The sequence below is a fragment of the Roseobacter sp. HKCCA0882 genome (assembly GCF_037805225.1).
Classification (GTDB): domain Bacteria; phylum Pseudomonadota; class Alphaproteobacteria; order Rhodobacterales; family Rhodobacteraceae; genus M30B80.
In genome coordinates, this window is the sequence record NZ_JBBLYI010000001.1 from 126,328 (window position 1) to 141,417 (window position 15,090).

General features: G+C 57.3%; 16 protein-coding genes. 11 read left to right on the plus strand and 5 right to left on the minus strand.

Going from position 1 to position 15,090, the window contains the following annotated elements; all coding sequences use genetic code 11:
* Window positions 1-4 precede the first annotated feature (4 nt).
* From murJ to AAC622_RS00730, 4 genes are all read left to right on the plus strand, one after another.
* The gene (gene murJ, locus AAC622_RS00715) at window positions 5-1,582 is read left to right on the plus strand and encodes a murein biosynthesis integral membrane protein MurJ (protein ID WP_340259860.1); all 1,578 of its coding nucleotides are present in this window, start codon (window positions 5-7) and stop codon (window positions 1,580-1,582) included.
* Between the two features lie 75 nt (window positions 1,583-1,657).
* Window positions 1,658-2,860 (plus strand): bifunctional phosphopantothenoylcysteine decarboxylase/phosphopantothenate--cysteine ligase CoaBC, encoded by a 1,203-nt coding sequence (gene coaBC, locus AAC622_RS00720; RefSeq protein WP_340259861.1) that lies wholly within the window; start codon window positions 1,658-1,660, stop codon window positions 2,858-2,860.
* Complete coding sequence (dut, locus tag AAC622_RS00725; RefSeq protein ID WP_340259862.1) at window positions 2,860-3,330, plus strand: dUTP diphosphatase; 471 nt, start codon at window positions 2,860-2,862, stop codon at window positions 3,328-3,330. Before coaBC ends, dut begins: the two co-directional genes overlap by 1 nt.
* Window positions 3,330-4,370 carry a HesA/MoeB/ThiF family protein gene (locus AAC622_RS00730; RefSeq protein ID WP_340259863.1) on the plus strand — a complete coding sequence of 347 codons (1,041 nt, stop codon included), beginning with the start codon at window positions 3,330-3,332 and terminating at the stop codon, window positions 4,368-4,370. Before dut ends, AAC622_RS00730 begins: the two co-directional genes overlap by 1 nt.
* Here the strand turns inward: AAC622_RS00730 and AAC622_RS00735 are convergent.
* Window positions 4,367-4,981 (minus strand): SH3 domain-containing protein, encoded by a 615-nt coding sequence (locus AAC622_RS00735; RefSeq protein ID WP_340259864.1) that lies wholly within the window; start codon window positions 4,979-4,981, stop codon window positions 4,367-4,369. The two genes, AAC622_RS00730 and AAC622_RS00735, sit on opposite strands and share 4 nt — an antisense overlap.
* A 201-nt stretch (window positions 4,982-5,182) precedes the next feature.
* Here AAC622_RS00735 and AAC622_RS00740 point away from each other — a divergent pair, with 201 nt between their 5' ends.
* Window positions 5,183-6,169, plus strand: a complete 987-nt coding sequence (locus AAC622_RS00740; RefSeq protein WP_317655664.1) for a 2-hydroxyacid dehydrogenase — start codon at window positions 5,183-5,185, stop codon at window positions 6,167-6,169.
* A 29-nt stretch (window positions 6,170-6,198) separates the two neighbouring features.
* Here AAC622_RS00740 and AAC622_RS00745 read toward each other — a convergent pair whose 3' ends face one another.
* The gene (locus AAC622_RS00745) at window positions 6,199-6,663 is read right to left on the minus strand and encodes a lytic transglycosylase domain-containing protein (protein ID WP_340259865.1); all 465 of its coding nucleotides are present in this window, start codon (window positions 6,661-6,663) and stop codon (window positions 6,199-6,201) included.
* Between the two features lie 3 nt (window positions 6,664-6,666).
* Complete coding sequence (locus AAC622_RS00750; RefSeq protein ID WP_340259866.1) at window positions 6,667-8,631, minus strand: AsmA family protein; 1,965 nt, start codon at window positions 8,629-8,631, stop codon at window positions 6,667-6,669.
* A 209-nt stretch (window positions 8,632-8,840) separates the two neighbouring features.
* Here AAC622_RS00750 and rimO point away from each other — a divergent pair, with 209 nt between their 5' ends.
* Window positions 8,841-10,199 (plus strand): 30S ribosomal protein S12 methylthiotransferase RimO, encoded by a 1,359-nt coding sequence (rimO, locus tag AAC622_RS00755; protein ID WP_340259867.1) that lies wholly within the window; start codon window positions 8,841-8,843, stop codon window positions 10,197-10,199.
* Window positions 10,200-10,208: 9 nt separating this feature from the next.
* Here rimO and AAC622_RS00760 read toward each other — a convergent pair whose 3' ends face one another.
* A complete protein-coding gene (locus AAC622_RS00760) occupies window positions 10,209-10,922 on the minus strand; it encodes a M57 family metalloprotease (protein WP_340259868.1) in 714 nt (237 codons plus the stop codon).
* Window positions 10,923-11,050: 128 nt separating this feature from the next.
* Here AAC622_RS00760 and AAC622_RS00765 point away from each other — a divergent pair, with 128 nt between their 5' ends.
* Both AAC622_RS00765 and AAC622_RS00770 read left to right on the plus strand, forming a co-directional pair.
* On the plus strand, window positions 11,051-11,290 hold the full coding sequence (locus AAC622_RS00765) for a hypothetical protein (protein WP_317655657.1): 240 nt from the start codon (window positions 11,051-11,053) through the stop codon (window positions 11,288-11,290).
* 9 nt (window positions 11,291-11,299) lie between these two features.
* Entirely contained in the window at window positions 11,300-12,178 is an 879-nt protein-coding gene (locus AAC622_RS00770; protein WP_340259869.1) for a DMT family transporter, read from the plus strand.
* Here AAC622_RS00770 and AAC622_RS00775 read toward each other — a convergent pair.
* Complete coding sequence (locus AAC622_RS00775; protein WP_340259870.1) at window positions 12,175-12,441, minus strand: DUF167 domain-containing protein; 267 nt, start codon at window positions 12,439-12,441, stop codon at window positions 12,175-12,177. The two genes, AAC622_RS00770 and AAC622_RS00775, sit on opposite strands and share 4 nt — an antisense overlap.
* 98 nt (window positions 12,442-12,539) lie before the next feature.
* Between AAC622_RS00775 and AAC622_RS00780 the strand changes: the two genes are divergently transcribed.
* The 3 genes from AAC622_RS00780 to AAC622_RS00790 all read left to right on the plus strand — a co-directional run bounded on the left by AAC622_RS00780 (window position 12,540) and on the right by AAC622_RS00790 (window position 15,087).
* Window positions 12,540-13,652: a class II histone deacetylase gene (locus AAC622_RS00780; RefSeq protein ID WP_340261365.1), complete on the plus strand. Its 1,113-nt coding sequence runs from the start codon at window positions 12,540-12,542 to the stop codon at window positions 13,650-13,652.
* A gap of 100 nt (window positions 13,653-13,752) precedes the next feature.
* Complete coding sequence (locus tag AAC622_RS00785) at window positions 13,753-14,457, plus strand: CoA transferase subunit A (protein ID WP_317655654.1); 705 nt, start codon at window positions 13,753-13,755, stop codon at window positions 14,455-14,457.
* Between the two features lie 3 nt (window positions 14,458-14,460).
* On the plus strand, window positions 14,461-15,087 hold the full coding sequence (locus tag AAC622_RS00790; protein WP_317655652.1) for a CoA transferase subunit B: 627 nt from the start codon (window positions 14,461-14,463) through the stop codon (window positions 15,085-15,087).
* The last annotated feature ends 3 nt before the right edge of the window (window positions 15,088-15,090 follow it).

Below are 15,090 nucleotides of genomic sequence, written 5' to 3' on the forward strand. Positions count from 1 at the left end.
TGCTGTGGCGGCCCCGCAAATTAGATTGGGCTTTGGCTTTCTCACTGTCGGTGGTTGGACATTGGTCAGCCGCGTCTTGGGATTTCTGCGCGATATTCTGATTGCCCGCTATCTTGGTGCGGGCGGCGTGGCCGAGGCGTTTTTGGTGGCGTTTTCTTTACCAAATATGTTCCGCCGCTTTTTTGCTGAGGGTGCAATGAACACGGCATTTGTGCCGATTTTTTCCAAAAAACTCGAAGGCGGCAGCGATGCGATGCCATTTGCGCGCAATGCATTATCCATGCTTGCTGTGTTTCTGATTGGCTTCACCCTGCTTGCGCAGATTGCCATGCCTTGGTTGGTTTTGGCGATGGCATCGGGCTTTGCCGATGATCCCCGCTTTGGGATCGCGGTGGAATTTGGCCGTATCTGTTTCGCCTATATTTTGCTGATCTCACTGGCGGCGTTGATTTCGGGCATGTTGAATGCTGCGGGTCGCTTTGCGGCTGCTGCTGCGGCGCCTGTGCTGTTGAATGTGATCCTCGTCTCGGCGCTGATCTTTGGCGCGCAGAGCGCTACGGACAGCCCCGAAGCCGCGCGCATGATCGGGCTGGCCCTGTCTTGGGGGGTGCCCGTGGCGGGCGTGGCGCAACTGGTTTTGGTGTGGGGGGCAGCTGCACGCGCAGGGTTGGTCATCCGCCCAACTTGGCCGAAATTCACGCCTGATCTGCGCCGACTGGCCGTTGTGGCAGGGCCTGCCATGCTTGCAGGCGGGGTGGTGCAGGTCAATCTTTTGGTGGGGCGTCAGGTTGCAAGCTTCTTTGATGGGGCGATTGCATGGTTGTCTTATGCCGACAGGCTATATCAATTGCCGCTCGGTGTGGTTGGGATCGCAATCGGGATTGTGTTGTTGCCAGATCTCTCGCGCCGCTTGCGGGCAGGCGATGATGCAGGGGGGCGGCAGGCTTTATCGCGTGCGGCTGAGATTGGGATGACCCTGACCATTCCTGCCGCGGTTGCGTTGATGGTTATCCCAGTGCCTTTGGTCTCGGTCTTGTTTGAGCGTGGGGCCTTTGAGGGCCAAGACACGATTGCCACGGCTTGGGCGGTGGCGATTTATGGGGCAGGGTTGCCTGCCTTTGTTCTTCAGAAAATCTGGCAGCCCGTGTTTTACGCGCGCGAGGATACCAAGCGCCCATTTCACTATGCTTTAGTGGCAATGGTCATAAATGCCGCTCTCGCCATCGGGCTTGCCTTTTTTATCGGCTATGTTGCCGCCGCATTGGCCACCACCATTTCCGCATGGGTCATGGCCTATCAGCTGCGCCGTGGTGCAAAGACCTATGGTGATGTCGCTGCCTATGATGCGCGGTATCTCGCGCGCATTCCACGCATTGCGGGGGCGGCCATCGCGATGGGGGCGGTGCTCTATGGTGCGGGATTGATCCTTGCCCCCGTTCTTGAGGGGGGAGGCGTGCGCTATCTCGCGCTTGCGGGGCTGATTGCAGTTGGCGCGGGGGCCTATGCCCTTTTTGGTCGCCTGTTTGGCGCCTTTTCATTCGGAGAAATTCTGGGCGCGCTGCGCCGCAAAGGGGCCGCGTGAGGGGCATTTCCCATTGCCCCACGCCGCCGCGCCACATAGGTTTCGCAACAGAACAGGCGAAAAGGTGAGATCATCATGATTTCGGGGAAACGTATATTGTTGATCATAGGGGGCGGGATCGCGGCCTATAAATGCCTTGAGCTGATCCGCCGTTTGCGCGACCAAGGGGCCGCTGTTACCCCTGTTCTCACACAGGCCGCACAAGAATTTGTGACGCTACTCTCGGTCGCAGCCCTCGCGGGCCAAAAGCCATACACGCATCTCTTTGATCTGACCGATGAGGCCGAAATGGGCCATATCGAATTATCTCGCGCCTCAGATCTAGTGGTGGTGGCCCCAGCAACGGCGAATTTGATGGCCAAAATGGCGGGCGGTCATGCGGATGATCTGGCCTCGACCCTGCTGATGGCAACTGACAAGCCCGTGCTGATCGCCCCTGCAATGAATGTGCGGATGTGGGAACATCCCGCCACCCAGCGCAATTTGGCGCAGCTTTTGGGGGATGGGATTCGTTCTGTTGGCCCCAATGAGGGCAGCATGGCCTGTGGTGAATTTGGCCTAGGCCGCATGGCTGAACCCGATGAGATTGTCAGCGCTATTGCCGCGCAATTTGCTGAAGGCCCGCTTGCGGGGCGACATGTTCTGATTACTTCTGGCCCAACACATGAACCCATAGATCCCGTGCGCTATATCGCCAACCGCTCGTCAGGGGCGCAGGGGGCGGCGCTTGCTGCGGCCTGTCGCGATTTGGGCGCGCGGGTCAGTTTCGTCACAGGCCCTGCATCTGTGCCACCGCCGTATGGTGTGGATGTGATCAAGGTCGAGACTGCCGCGCAGATGGCAAAGGCCGTGACAGAGGCCCTACCTGCAGATGCCGCTATATTTGCCGCTGCCGTTGCAGATTGGCGCGTGGATAATGCCGCAAACCAAAAGATCAAGAAATCGGGCGATGGCGCGCTGCCCCGTCTCAGCTTTACGGAAAACCCAGATATTTTGGCATCTGTGGCGGAGATGAAAAAAGGCCGCCCGGCCTTGGTTGTGGGCTTTGCCGCCGAAACCGAAAATCTGGTTGATCATGCGCAAGCGAAATTGGCGCGCAAAGGATGTGATTGGATTGTGGCCAATGATGTGTCCCCTGAAACGGGGATCATGGGGGGTGCATATAATGCGGTCACGCTGATCACGCGCACAGGCGCTGATCCATGGCCACGCTTGAGCAAATCTGAGACTGCAGCACGGCTTGCCCTGCGCGTGGCCGAGGCTTTGGGGCAGGCATAATGGCGCAAGTAGAGGTAAAGTTCTTACGCGAAGACTGGGCCGATCCTGACCTGCCCCTGCCGCAATATGAAACCGATGGGGCGGCGGGTTTTGATCTGCGCGCACAGTTCACGGCTGACGCCCGCGAGGCCGGGCTGACGCTTGCCCCGCAGACACGCGCCTTGATCCAAACAGGGTTTCGTGTGGCTGTGCCTCGCGGGTATGAGCTGCAAATTCGGCCGCGATCTGGCCTTGCCCTGAAACATGGGGTGACGCTTGCCAATGCGCCCGGAACGGTTGACTGCGATTATCGCGGGCCATTGGGGGTTATCCTCATTAATTTGGGCGATGCACCTTTTGTTATTGGCCATGGGGATCGGATCTCTCAAGGCGTTGTCGCGCCAGTGACCCAAGTCCGTTTTACGCTTGTGTCGCGTTTGGATGAAACCGCGCGTGGGGCGGGTGGTTTCGGCTCAACTGGGCAGGTCTGATGGTCACGGTTCTTGCAATCATGGCTGCGCTTTGGGGCTTCGGGGCAGTGATGAAAACCGCCTATAACCCCCGTCTTGTGATGATCGCCCTTGTCTATGGGGTGGTTGTCTTGGGCCATTTCGTATTGCCCGAGGGCCACCCTTTGCGCATCGCGACAGGCGAAACTGCCGCGCCATGGTTGATTTTAGGCGGCGCGGTTCTGTTGGTTCTGGCCTATCGTGCGGGTCTAAACCGCTTGCGCCGCGTGGCCCAGCCCATGATCACGCCCGCGCCGCGCCAAAGCGGCACCTTCACGCCAGAGGAATTAGAGCGCTATGCTCGCCACATCACCCTGCCTGACATTGGTGGGCAGGGGCAAAAGGCGCTGAAATCAGCCAAGGTTTTGGTGGTGGGGGCAGGTGGTTTGGGCTCGCCTGTTTTGCTGTATCTCGCAGCTGCGGGGGTCGGGCGCATTGGGGTGATTGACGCGGATCATGTCAGCCTTTCGAACCTGCAACGCCAAATCATTCACCGCGATGCCGATCAAGATACGCCCAAAGTGTTTTCAGCAGAAGGTGCGATGAAGGCGATAAATCCGCATCTTGATATCCGCCCTTACAATCGTGCTTTGGACGAGACGATCGCGGCAGAGCTATTCGCGGACTATGATCTAATCATTGATGGCACGGATCAATTCGAAACGCGGGCAATGATCAACCGCGCTGCGGTGTCTGCCAAGCGTCCGCTTTTGGCAGGTGCAATTTCAGCATGGGAGGGGCAGATTACCCTCTACGATCCAAGTGCTGGCGGGGCATGCATGGCCTGTGTCTTTCCCAATCCACCACAGGCAGGGATGGCTGCCACCTGTGCCGAGACGGGTGTCATCGGCGCGCTTCCAGGGGTGGTGGGCACCATGATGGCACTTGAGGCCATCAAGCAGATTACAGGTGCGGGTCAGGGGCTATTGGGACGTATGCTGCTATATGATGGGCTTGGGCCTGAGACGCGGATCGTCAAGCTAAAGCGCAATGCGGCTTGCCCCGTTTGCGCAGGGGACTAGTCGAAAATCTCGTCCTCCATCACGCCCCAAAGGGCGGATTTCTCAACCCATCCTGTAAACCCATCAACGGCAAAGCGACACCAGTCGCGTTCGCATTCGCTTACCCGTCCGACCACGCCGCGTTGGGCTTGGGCAATGACAGTGGCATCTGGATCAGGGCGTTGGTGCAAATCGGCAAGGTCAATATCAATTTGCGCTGTGCGTCGCCCTGACAAAAGGGCGTAATGCATCCATCCGCCCACGCCGTCATGATCCACGACCCGCCGCCAATGCCCATGCTCGGCCACAACCATCAGCGGCATATTGCGTTCTTGAAAGACCCAATCAATGCGGTGGTTGCGCGAGGGGCCGCGCCGTGCATAGCCGCGTGTCGCATCCATCGAAACATAGCGCGGCAGCGGAAAGCCTGTTTCTGGCCCAGTGGTCGGGGCGTCAAAACTGGGCGTTGGGGTGGGGGTGGCGGTCTCAAGTTCGGGTGTCTCGACTGGCACAAGATTGTCAGGGCGTGGCAACGGCACCGCGCCATCCGTGCTTTGCGCCCCTGCGGTGGCCGCAAACACAAGACAAACCGCACCAATCGCTAGGGTTATGCGCCAATCTGACTGTGGCATGACTATCCTCAATAGGCCTCGTCCCGCCGCTTTGGGCTGGGTTATTTTGATCTTTTTCACACCATAGCGAGAAAGCCATCGCGGGGGAAGATGACATTACGAGGCGCCTGTCGCGGCCAAGGCCCCGCGAACGCTTGCACCCGCGCGCAGAATGGGGAAGGGTAAAAGCGTCAGACATGCCATCCGCCTCAGGAGAAGCCCATGCCCGCACCAAGGTTAAAAGTTGTCGTTACCCGCCATTTGCCCGAAGCGGTGGAAACCCGCATGAGCGAATTGTTTGATGTTCAGCTCAATGACGAAGACCGCAAAATGAGCCGCGATGATCTGGTCGCAGCGATGAAATCAGCGGATGTTCTGGTGCCATGTGTGACGGATCAGATTGATGCAGGCATGTTGGGGCAAGCGGGCGAACGGCTCAAGCTGATTGCCAATTATGGTGCAGGGGTCGATCATATTGACGTTGCCACTGCACGCCAACGCGGGGTCTTGGTCACCAATACACCCGGTGTCATGACGGATGATACCGCCGATATGACCATGGCGATGATCTTGGGTGTTCTGCGCCGCGTGCCAGAAGGGCAGGCTGTCATGCAAACGGGCACATGGCAGGGATGGGCGCCAACCGCCTTTATGGGGGGGCGTATCGCGGGTAAGCGTTTGGGTATTCTGGGAATGGGTCGCATCGGTCAGGCCGTGGCCCGCCGCGCGGCTGCTTTTGGCATGCAGGTTCATTACCACAACCGCCGCAGGGTTCACGCTGATATAGAGACAGCGCTCGGCGCGACTTATTGGGAAAGCTTGGATCAAATGTTGGCGCGGATGGATGTGATTTCAGTGAATTGCCCGCACACCCCTTCGACCTTTCATTTGATCAATGCACGCAGGTTGAAGTTGATGAAGCCATCAGCGGTGATTGTGAATACATCGCGGGGAGAGGTGATTGATGAAAACGCACTCACCCGCATGTTGCGCGCGGGCGAGATCGCGGGTGCGGGCTTGGATGTGTTTGAGCGTGGCCATGATGTGAACCCCCGATTGCGGGAATTGGATAATGTGATCCTCCTCCCGCATATGGGGTCAGCCACGCTTGAAGGGCGGATTGAGATGGGCGAAAAGGTGTTGATCAACATCAAGACCTTTGCAGATGGCCACCGCCCCCCCGATCTGGTTTTGCCGAGCATGCATTGAGACAGCGGTGATATGCGGCAAAAATCGCCTCACCCCCGACAGTCGCGCCTGACCTCGCGTTCCCTCAGGCCTGTCTCGACCAACATGCATCTGTCCCGTGCTACATAGTAATAGCCACGCGCGTAATGCATGACGGCCGTGTCATAAGATCCATCTGACAGCAGCCATGCGCCGCGCAGATATTTGACCGCATAGGTGAGATTGGTTTCTGCATCCAGTAAATCGGCATCTTCACCCGTAAACCCCATATTGCGGGCTGTGGCGGGCATGATTTGCATCATCCCGTAATAGGGGCCGTTGCGGGCATGGGCGCGATAGTCGCTTTCACGTTGGATCACGCGGTGGATCAGGGGGGCGGGCACATCATATTGGCGCGCCATTTTATTCACGAGGGCCCGAATTTCTGCTGTTTCGCCTGGGTAAAGATCAGGTTCGGGTGTGCCAATGCAGGCCACAAGCATCACGCAAAGGGCTGTGATCATAAGGCGGCGCATAGATCAATTCCCCCCGAACAGGCCGCGCAAGGCACCTTCGACCTCATTGCGCAGTTGATTTTCGATGGCATCGCGCGCATCGCCCTCGGCGGGCAGGTAAAGCCGATCGCGCGCCTCTTGTTCCAGCCTAGCACGCTCTTCGTCAATGCGGGCTTGGGCCGCAGCTTCAAGTTCTGCGCGTTCCAGTTCTAGCCGCTGATTGGCCAAATATTCTAGATCAGGTGCAAAACTGAGATCAGCCCAAGGGCCGCGCACGATGACGGGCACGGCAATATTCGACCCATCGGAGGATGTTTGCACAGCGGGGATCACGCGATATTCCACTGACTGGCCCCCAATATTGATCTCGCCCGTCCCTGTGACACCGCCCCATCCAGCGGTTAGGGTGAGGTCGTCATTGCGCGCCACACCGCCCGTGATCGCAAGGGTCGCGGTGATGCTGTCATAGACTGTGCGCGCGCCTTCGCCCCGATAGGAGCTGTCGAGATTGCGGATCATCCCCGCAAGATCAAGCCCCTCAATCGCCCCCTGACCAAAGTCAAGCGCGGCACTGCCCTCAAGGCTGTTCATCCATGCCGCTACAGACCGCCTGCCCGCTAAAATGTTAAAGGTGACGTTTCCCGTGCCTGAAAGGCGGTCATAATCTGCAAAATCTTGCAACAAGGGTTGCAATTGCACCGCACGGATCGCCATGTTGCTGGCCACGGATCCATTGCCACGGCCATTTATCACAGTTTGCCCTGCAATCGTGCCGCCATAAGCCACGGCGCGCGCCAAATCGAGCTGCAGACGGCCCGCATCAAGCGTGGTTTGTAGCGCAATATCTGACAGCCGCATCATACCCAAATCCAATTCGGCAAGGGCCAGATCAAGATTGGCATCTACCGCGAACAGGCCCGTGAGGTCGATTTCGTCACGCGGCCATCCGCCGCCTGCGCTGCTGCCCTCGGTTGCGCTGCCTTCTGTCAGGGCGCTTAGGTCAACGCGCCCGCCCGCGATGCGGCCCGTGATCTTAGGGCGCTCACCGCCTGTGCTGAGATCTGCAGATAGGGTTATGGCCGTGTCATCTAGCGCAAGGGTTGCATCCATGATCTGCGCAACGCCCTCGGGCGTGATCGCAATGGGGCCGTTCAGCGCGATACGATCACGACCCAATCCCGCGGGCAAAGTCACCGCTGCGACACCCGCCGCAGTCGTGATCGGGGTCAAGTCGGTGATATCGGCATTCACCTCGCCCGCAAGGCTGAACGGGGCAAGCATAAGCGCGCCGCGATAGCCAAGGCTGCCGCCTGTCCAAGACAGGGACATATCAATGCGCGCCTCACGCCCCGCAAGCGCATCAGCAAGGGTGGTGAGGGTCACATCGCCCCTCAAGCGCGCGCCATTGATTGCGGCGTTAAAGCTGCCTGTCAGACTGCCGTTCAGATCGGGCGCTTCAAGGCGAAGATTGACCGCTTCGGCTGCATAGCTTTGCGCTGTTGTGGCATCAGTATAGCGCAGGGCGCCATCGCTGATCTGTGCAAGGCTGAGGCTGATTTGCGGCAGGTCACCGCTTGTGCCTGTCTCGGCTGTGGTGGCGGTGGTTGAAAATTCCCAATTGGCCTGTCCATCCGCGTTTCGCAGCAAAATGATGTCAGGCTTTATCAGTTCCGCGCGCGCAATCCGCACCTCGCCAGAAAAAAGGGGCATGACTTCGACCCCGATATGCAACGCCTCAGCCCGCAGCATCGGGCCTTGATCCGCAGCCCAGTCAGGGTTGGAAATTTCAAAACCTTCGGCGCTGATCCCGATCATGGGGTAAAAACTTGGCCGCACTGCGCCCGTCAGGGTCACATCACGCGCGAGGCTGGCCGATAGCCGCTCTGTCGCCAATCTGGCAATGGTGTCCGTTGGAATTAACGCAATCCCTCCAACAGCCACGCCCACGAAAATCACGACAGCCAAAATGACCCGCAACACCCACTTCATCGAGAATCCCCCAAACTATTTTTGTAACCCCAAGCACCTTTGTGTTTAGCGGCTATGGTTCGGGGCCGTAAAGCCTTGGCGGTGCCTTTATGTTCAAGGTTGCGCGAGGTCACGGCAGAACAAGATTAGGCTGGATGTGGCCCCGCGCCGATGGTGCCTGCGTGCTTTCTTGCTTCACGATGGCCAAAAGCCACGCTATAGCGCGGGATATGACACAGAACCCACCAAATCTTCGCCCAGATCTTGCCCGTGCGCGCATTGAGAAGACGATCCGCGAGGGTCAGCCCAAAATCGGGATGGTCTCGCTTGGCTGCCCCAAGGCGCTTGTGGATAGTGAGCGGATCCTGACCCGACTGCGCGCCGAAGGCTATGGGATCTGCGCCGATTATGGCGGTGCAGATGCGGTAATTGTGAACACCTGCGGCTTTCTCGACAGCGCCAAGGCCGAAAGTTTGGACGCGATTGGCGAGGCGCTGCGCGAAAATGGCCGCGTGATCGTGACGGGCTGTTTGGGGGCCGAGCCTGACTATATCACAGGCGCGCATCCGCGTGTTCTGGCCGTAACGGGCCCGCACCAATATGAGCAGGTCTTGGATGCGGTGCATGCCGCCGTGCCACCCGCGCCTGATCCGTTTGTTGATCTTTTGCCAAGTTCAGGCGTAAGCTTAACGCCCCGTCATTATAGCTATCTCAAGATTTCCGAGGGCTGCAATCACAAGTGCAAGTTTTGCATCATCCCCGATATGCGGGGCCGCCTGCAAAGCCGTCCCGCAAAGGCCGTGTTGCGTGAGGCAGAAAAACTGGTTGAGGCAGGGGTGAAGGAACTTCTGGTCATCAGTCAGGACACCTCGGCCTATGGCACGGATTGGGCTGGTCGGGATGAGAAATTCCCAATTCTTCCTTTGGCGCGCGATTTGGGCCAACTGGGCGCGTGGGTGCGGTTGCATTACGTCTACCCCTATCCGCATGTGCGGGAGTTGATCCCTTTGATGGCCGAAGGGTTGGTTCTGCCTTATCTGGATATCCCATTCCAACATGCCCATCGCGATACGTTGCAACGTATGGCCCGCCCTGCGGCATCGAGTAAAACCTTAGACGAAATCGCAGCTTGGCGTGCGGACTGCCCTGAGATCACCCTGCGCTCAACCTTTATCGTGGGGTATCCGGGCGAAACAGAGGCCGAATTCCAGATCCTGCTTGATTGGTTGGATGAGGCGCAGCTCGATCGGGTCGGCTGTTTCACATACGAAAATGTTGCGGGTGCGCGGTCAAATGATTTGCCAGACCATGTGCCGCAAGAGGTCAAGGACGAGCGTTTTGCGCGCTTTATGGAAAAGGCGCAGAGCATTTCCGAGGCGAAATTGGCCGCTAAAATTGGCACGCGTCTTGAGGTGATCGTGGATGAAGTGGACGATGAAGGGGCCACCTGCCGCACCAAATCAGACGCGCCAGAGATTGACGGCAATCTCTTTATCGATGAAGGGTTCCAAGATCTCAAAGCGGGCGACATCGTGACTGTGACAGTTGATGAGGCCAGTGAATATGATCTTTGGGGTCAGATCGCCTGATCCCCACCCTTAGCGCAAGCTTGCCATCGTATCCCGCACGATTTGAATGCGGTTCGCATTGGGCGGGTGCGTTCCAAGAAAGGTTTCGCCCGGATCAGGCAGGCGGGTAAAATATTGTGCGCCAAGCTCCGGATCAAACCCCGCGCGATAGGCGATGACAGTGCCCAAAGCATCGGCTTGCAATTCGTGATCTTGGCTAAAACGGCGCGCGCCCACTGTGGCGCCAATATCCGCCGCGTTTTGCACCATAGAGGCATCGCCACCCGCAATCCCTGCAAGCACGCCGAAAATTAACGCCCCCCCTTGGGCAGAGGCCCGTTGGCGGGGAATATGGCGGGCGATGTGATGCGCAGCCTCATGACCCATCACAAAGGCCAATTCGTCAATATTGCGCGCATCTTCAATAAGGCCAATCGTAAAGACCAGATATGGGTTGCCCGCATTGTCCAAGGTTTGAAACGCGTTGATGCCTGCATTTCTGTCACGCTCAATCGCAATGGTGAAATTACAGTTTTGATCTGGTGTTTCTTGGCGGCAAATATCTTCGGCAATGGGTTCGACCTTGGCGACCACTGTGCGGAAATTATTCATTGCCACATCTGGGGCTAGTTTGGGCAGATTATCGCTGCTGGCCGTGCTTGTAGGTGCGCCGCTTGGTGGCGGGCTTGCCACCTGACACGCGGCAAGGAATGCAAGCATCGGCAAAATCACAATTGCACGCATCAGAACCAAATACCTTTGTGTTGAGGCTAACCCTATTTAGCAGCCCATTTTGAGATATCTCAATCGAATTCTCATCACGAGAGGATCACATGATTGCCAAGAGGGAAATTCCCCCCTAGCGTGATTTTATGTTTAGCATTGAGCATGATTTTGACGCCACGGTTGTAACCTTGATGGATGAGGGGGAAAGCCCACTCCAAGAGGATGTCGTGCTGACGGCTTTTGAAGAGGTCGTTCAGGTTGAACAATATGACCCGCGCAGTGATAGCATTCAGAAAATCTCAATCTCTATGGCGCAGTTGCGGGAGTTGGCGGCAGCGCTGAACTTGCCAGAAGGGGTGTATCGGATTGATCGCCCGACCCGCTAAGACCCCCCAATGACCCCTGATACATCCCATCACGCGGCCGATTTGCGCGGCAGTTTGTTCATGGTTTTGGCAATGCTTGCCTTTACCCTCGAGGATGTCTTTATCAAGGCGGCAGCGGCGCATATCCCCTTGGGCCAAGTTATGGTGACCTTTGGGCTTGGTGGGCTGTTGGCCTTTGTGGCCACGGCGCGCTTTCGGGGCGAGGTGATCTTGCACCCTCAGGCCTTTGGTCGCGCCATGGCGTGGCGTGCCTTGTTCGAAATAACGGGTCGGGTATGTTACACGGTCGCGATTGCCTTAACGCCCCTGTCCTCGGCCAGTGCGATTTTGCAAGCCACACCTTTGGTGGTGGCGGCGGGGGCGGTGATGGTCTTTCGCGAAACCGTGGGCTGGCGGCAATGGGCGGCGATTGGCGCAGGGTTTGTTGGGGTGCTATTAATCCTACGGCCTGGGCTGGACGCCTTTGAACCGCTGTCCCTCTTCGCGGTCTTGGGCATGATCGGCTTTGCTGGCCGTGATCTGGCGACACGCGCCGCACCAAAGAGCATGACAACGGCGCAGCTTGGCGTTTACGGGTTTATCATGCTGAGCATCGCAGGCGGTATCGTTTGGGGTTATCAGGGCGGCGCGGCCCCACTAGGCGCGGGCGGCATGGTTCTGACAGGGCCTGCCATCTTATTTGGCGTTGCCGCCTATATGTGCCTGACTATGGCCATGCGAACAGGGCAAATTGCCGTTATTGCCCCATTTCGGTATACCCGTTTGGTTTTCGCTATGATCTTGGCCGTGGCCGTGTTTGGCGAACGTCCCGATGCCCTGACCTTGATTGGCAGTTTGATTATTGTTGCCTCGGGCCTTTATACGGTTTGGCAAAGCCGCAGGGTTTAGCCCATATTCACCCCAACCACTTTGTTCCGATCCGTCTCGCCGCGTATCAGCGTCAGGCATGAGGGCGCGATCCCGATTGCCTGAGCCAAGAGTTTGAGAACCGCACGATTTGCTTTGCCGCTATCGGGTGCTTGGGTCACATAGACCCGAAACAGGTCTTCTTCGACCACGATACGGTTCTGCGCGGCCTTTGGGGTGACGCGTAAATTTAGCCGTATACCGGTCTGCGCATAGGCGCTGAGGTCGGGTAGGGATTTGCGCAAGGGGTGCCTCTCAAAAGCCAATGAGCAGCAAACTTGCACTCTGTCTCTTAGGGTGCAAGATGCACGCGGTGGATTTGGTGATGAGGAAAGGTTTGATCATGGCAACAGGGTTTTTCTGGGATGAGCGCTGCTTTTGGCATTCGGGTGGCAATTATGCCTTTCTCGCCCCTGTGGGCGGATTGGTTCAACCTCTTGCCGCAGGCGGCCTGCCCGAAAATCCTGAAACGAAGCGGCGCTTGAAAAACCTACTTGAGATCACGGGACTGTGGTCTGAACTTGCGCCCCGCCATGCGGATCCTGCAACCGAAGAAGATATTTTGCGCATTCATCCCGAAACCTATTTGCGCCAGTTTCATGATATTTCAGCACAGGGTGGGGGCGAGTTGGGGTTGCGCACACCTTTCGGCCCCGATGGGTTCGAGATTGCAGCCCTGTCTGCCGGTTTGGCCAAATCAGCCCTGTTTGCAGTGCTTGAGGGGGATTTGGAGAATGCCTATGCGCTGTCTCGTCCGCCAGGGCATCACTGTTTGCCTGATTTTCCCAATGGGTTTTGCCTCCTTGCCAATATCGCCATCGCGATTGAGGCCGCGCGGGCCGAAGGGCTGGCCACGAAATTTGCCGTGATTGACTGGGATGTGCATCACGGCAACGGAACTGAGGCGATTTTCTATGATCGTGATGATGTTCTGACCATCTCCGTTCACCAAGATCGCAATTATCCCCGCGATAGCGGTGCGTTTGAGGATCGTGGATCGGGTGCTGGGGCAGGGTTTAACCTCAATATCCCGCTGCCCCCCGGGGGCGGGCATAATGCCTATCTTGAGGCGATGGAGCGTTTGGTGATCCCCGAATTGGAACGCTTTGCGCCTGATGTGATTATCATCGCTTGTGGGTTTGACGCGTCAGGTGTTGATCCTTTGGGGCGAATGATGGCAGGCAGCCACACGTTCCGTGCGATGGCAGAACAGGTGCGGGACGCGGCTGACGCGCTGTGCGAGGGTCGCCTCGTGATGGTGCATGAAGGCGGTTATTCCGAATTGCACGTGCCGTTCTGCGCCCATGCGGTTCTGGAGGTTATGAGCGGCAGTCGCATCACCGCCCCTGATCCTTTGTCAGAACGGATCACCGCACAGCAACCCGATGTGCGGTTTGATGCATTTGTGAGCGAATGGATCGCCGAGATGGAAGCAAGCCTTTCTGATATGCGCTAACAGACCCGCAAACTGATATTTGCTGCATTGCAGCACGTTGACACCGCGCAGGTTGCGGGTCAATTTGCCACAAATCTTTTTGGAAAAAGGGTGAGACCCGATGAAGAAAATCTATGGCTCTGCTGCTGAGGCTTTGGATGGCCTTTTGCAGGATGGAATGCTGATCGCGGCAGGCGGCTTTGGCCTCTGCGGGATTCCTGAATTGCTGATTGATGGCATCGTGGACAGCGGTGTTAAAGATTTGACCGTGGCCTCCAACAACGCGGGCGTTGATGATTTTGGTTTGGGCAAACTTCTGGCCACACGCCAGATCAAAAAGATGATGTCTTCTTATGTGGGCGAGAACGCAGAATTCATGCGCCAATATCTGGCGGGTGAATTGGAACTGGAATTCAACCCCCAAGGCACTTTGGCCGAGCGGATGCGCGCAGGGGGGGCAGGCATTCCGGGGTTCTACACCAAGACAGGTGTGGGCACAGTGATTGCGGAAGGCAAAGACCACAAAGATTTTAACGGCGAAACCTATATCCTTGAGGAAGGGATTTTCGCGGACATCTCTATCGTCAAAGCGTGGAAGGCTGATGAAACGGGCAATGCGATTTTCCGTAAGACCGCGCGGAACTTCAATGTGCCTGCTGCGACCTGTGGCAAGGTTTGCATCATGGAGGTCGAAGAAATCGTGCCCGCGGGCAGCCTAGACCCTGATCATATCCATTTGCCTGGAATTTTCGTGCATCGCTTGATCAAGGGGCAGCATGAGAAACGAATTGAACAGCGCACTGTGCGCCAGCGTGAGGAGGCCTAATCCATGCCATGGGATCGCAATCAAATGGCCGCCCGCGCGGCACAAGAACTTGAAGACGGGATGTATGTGAACCTTGGCATCGGGATTCCAACCCTCGTGTCAAATTATATTCCAGAAGGCATGACCGTGACCTTGCAATCCGAAAACGGAATGCTGGGCATGGGGCCTTTCCCCTATGAGGGCGAGGAAGATCCAGACCTGATCAATGCGGGTAAGCAGACGATCACTGAATTGCCCCATACCGCCTATTTTGACAGCGCAACATCATTTGCGATGATCCGTGGCGGCAAGATTGCGATGGCAATTTTGGGCGCGATGGAAGTGTCTGAGACGGGCGATCTTGCCAATTGGATGATCCCTGGCAAATTGGTCAAAGGTATGGGCGGCGCGATGGACTTGGTCGCAGGCGTGCGCCGTGTTGTGGTTGTGATGGATCACACCAACAAGCATGGGGAAAGCAAGGTTTTGAAATCTTGCACCTTGCCGCTGACAGGAACGGGCGTTGTGCATCGTATCATCACCAATTTGGGCGTTCTGGATGTGGTCGAAGGCGGCCTCAAGATCGTGCAACTGGCCGATGGTGTCACCGAAGCTGAACTGCGCGCGGCAACAGAGGCGCATATTGTCTGACCC

Excerpts from the sequence above, each read along its gene's own strand:
- AAC622_RS00765 (WP_317655657.1), top strand. The coding sequence starts at position 11,051 with ATGTTTAGCATTGAGCATGATTTTGACGCCACGGTTGTAACCTTGATG.
- rimO (WP_340259867.1), top strand. The coding sequence starts at position 8,841 with ATGACACAGAACCCACCAAATCTTCGCCCAGATCTTGCCCGTGCGCGC.
- AAC622_RS00750 (WP_340259866.1), bottom strand. The coding sequence starts at position 8,631 with ATGAAGTGGGTGTTGCGGGTCATTTTGGCTGTCGTGATTTTCGTGGGC.
- AAC622_RS00745 (WP_340259865.1), bottom strand. The coding sequence starts at position 6,663 with ATGCGCCGCCTTATGATCACAGCCCTTTGCGTGATGCTTGTGGCCTGC.
- AAC622_RS00735 (WP_340259864.1), bottom strand. The coding sequence starts at position 4,981 with ATGCCACAGTCAGATTGGCGCATAACCCTAGCGATTGGTGCGGTTTGT.
- coaBC (WP_340259861.1), top strand. The coding sequence starts at position 1,658 with ATGATTTCGGGGAAACGTATATTGTTGATCATAGGGGGCGGGATCGCG.
- AAC622_RS00760 (WP_340259868.1), bottom strand. The coding sequence starts at position 10,922 with ATGCGTGCAATTGTGATTTTGCCGATGCTTGCATTCCTTGCCGCGTGT.
- AAC622_RS00730 (WP_340259863.1), top strand. The coding sequence starts at position 3,330 with ATGGTCACGGTTCTTGCAATCATGGCTGCGCTTTGGGGCTTCGGGGCA.
- AAC622_RS00740 (WP_317655664.1), top strand. The coding sequence starts at position 5,183 with ATGCCCGCACCAAGGTTAAAAGTTGTCGTTACCCGCCATTTGCCCGAA.
- AAC622_RS00790 (WP_317655652.1), top strand. The coding sequence starts at position 14,461 with ATGCCATGGGATCGCAATCAAATGGCCGCCCGCGCGGCACAAGAACTT.
- AAC622_RS00780 (WP_340261365.1), top strand. The coding sequence starts at position 12,540 with ATGGCAACAGGGTTTTTCTGGGATGAGCGCTGCTTTTGGCATTCGGGT.
- dut (WP_340259862.1), top strand. The coding sequence starts at position 2,860 with ATGGCGCAAGTAGAGGTAAAGTTCTTACGCGAAGACTGGGCCGATCCT.
- AAC622_RS00785 (WP_317655654.1), top strand. The coding sequence starts at position 13,753 with ATGAAGAAAATCTATGGCTCTGCTGCTGAGGCTTTGGATGGCCTTTTG.
- AAC622_RS00770 (WP_340259869.1), top strand. The coding sequence starts at position 11,300 with ATGACCCCTGATACATCCCATCACGCGGCCGATTTGCGCGGCAGTTTG.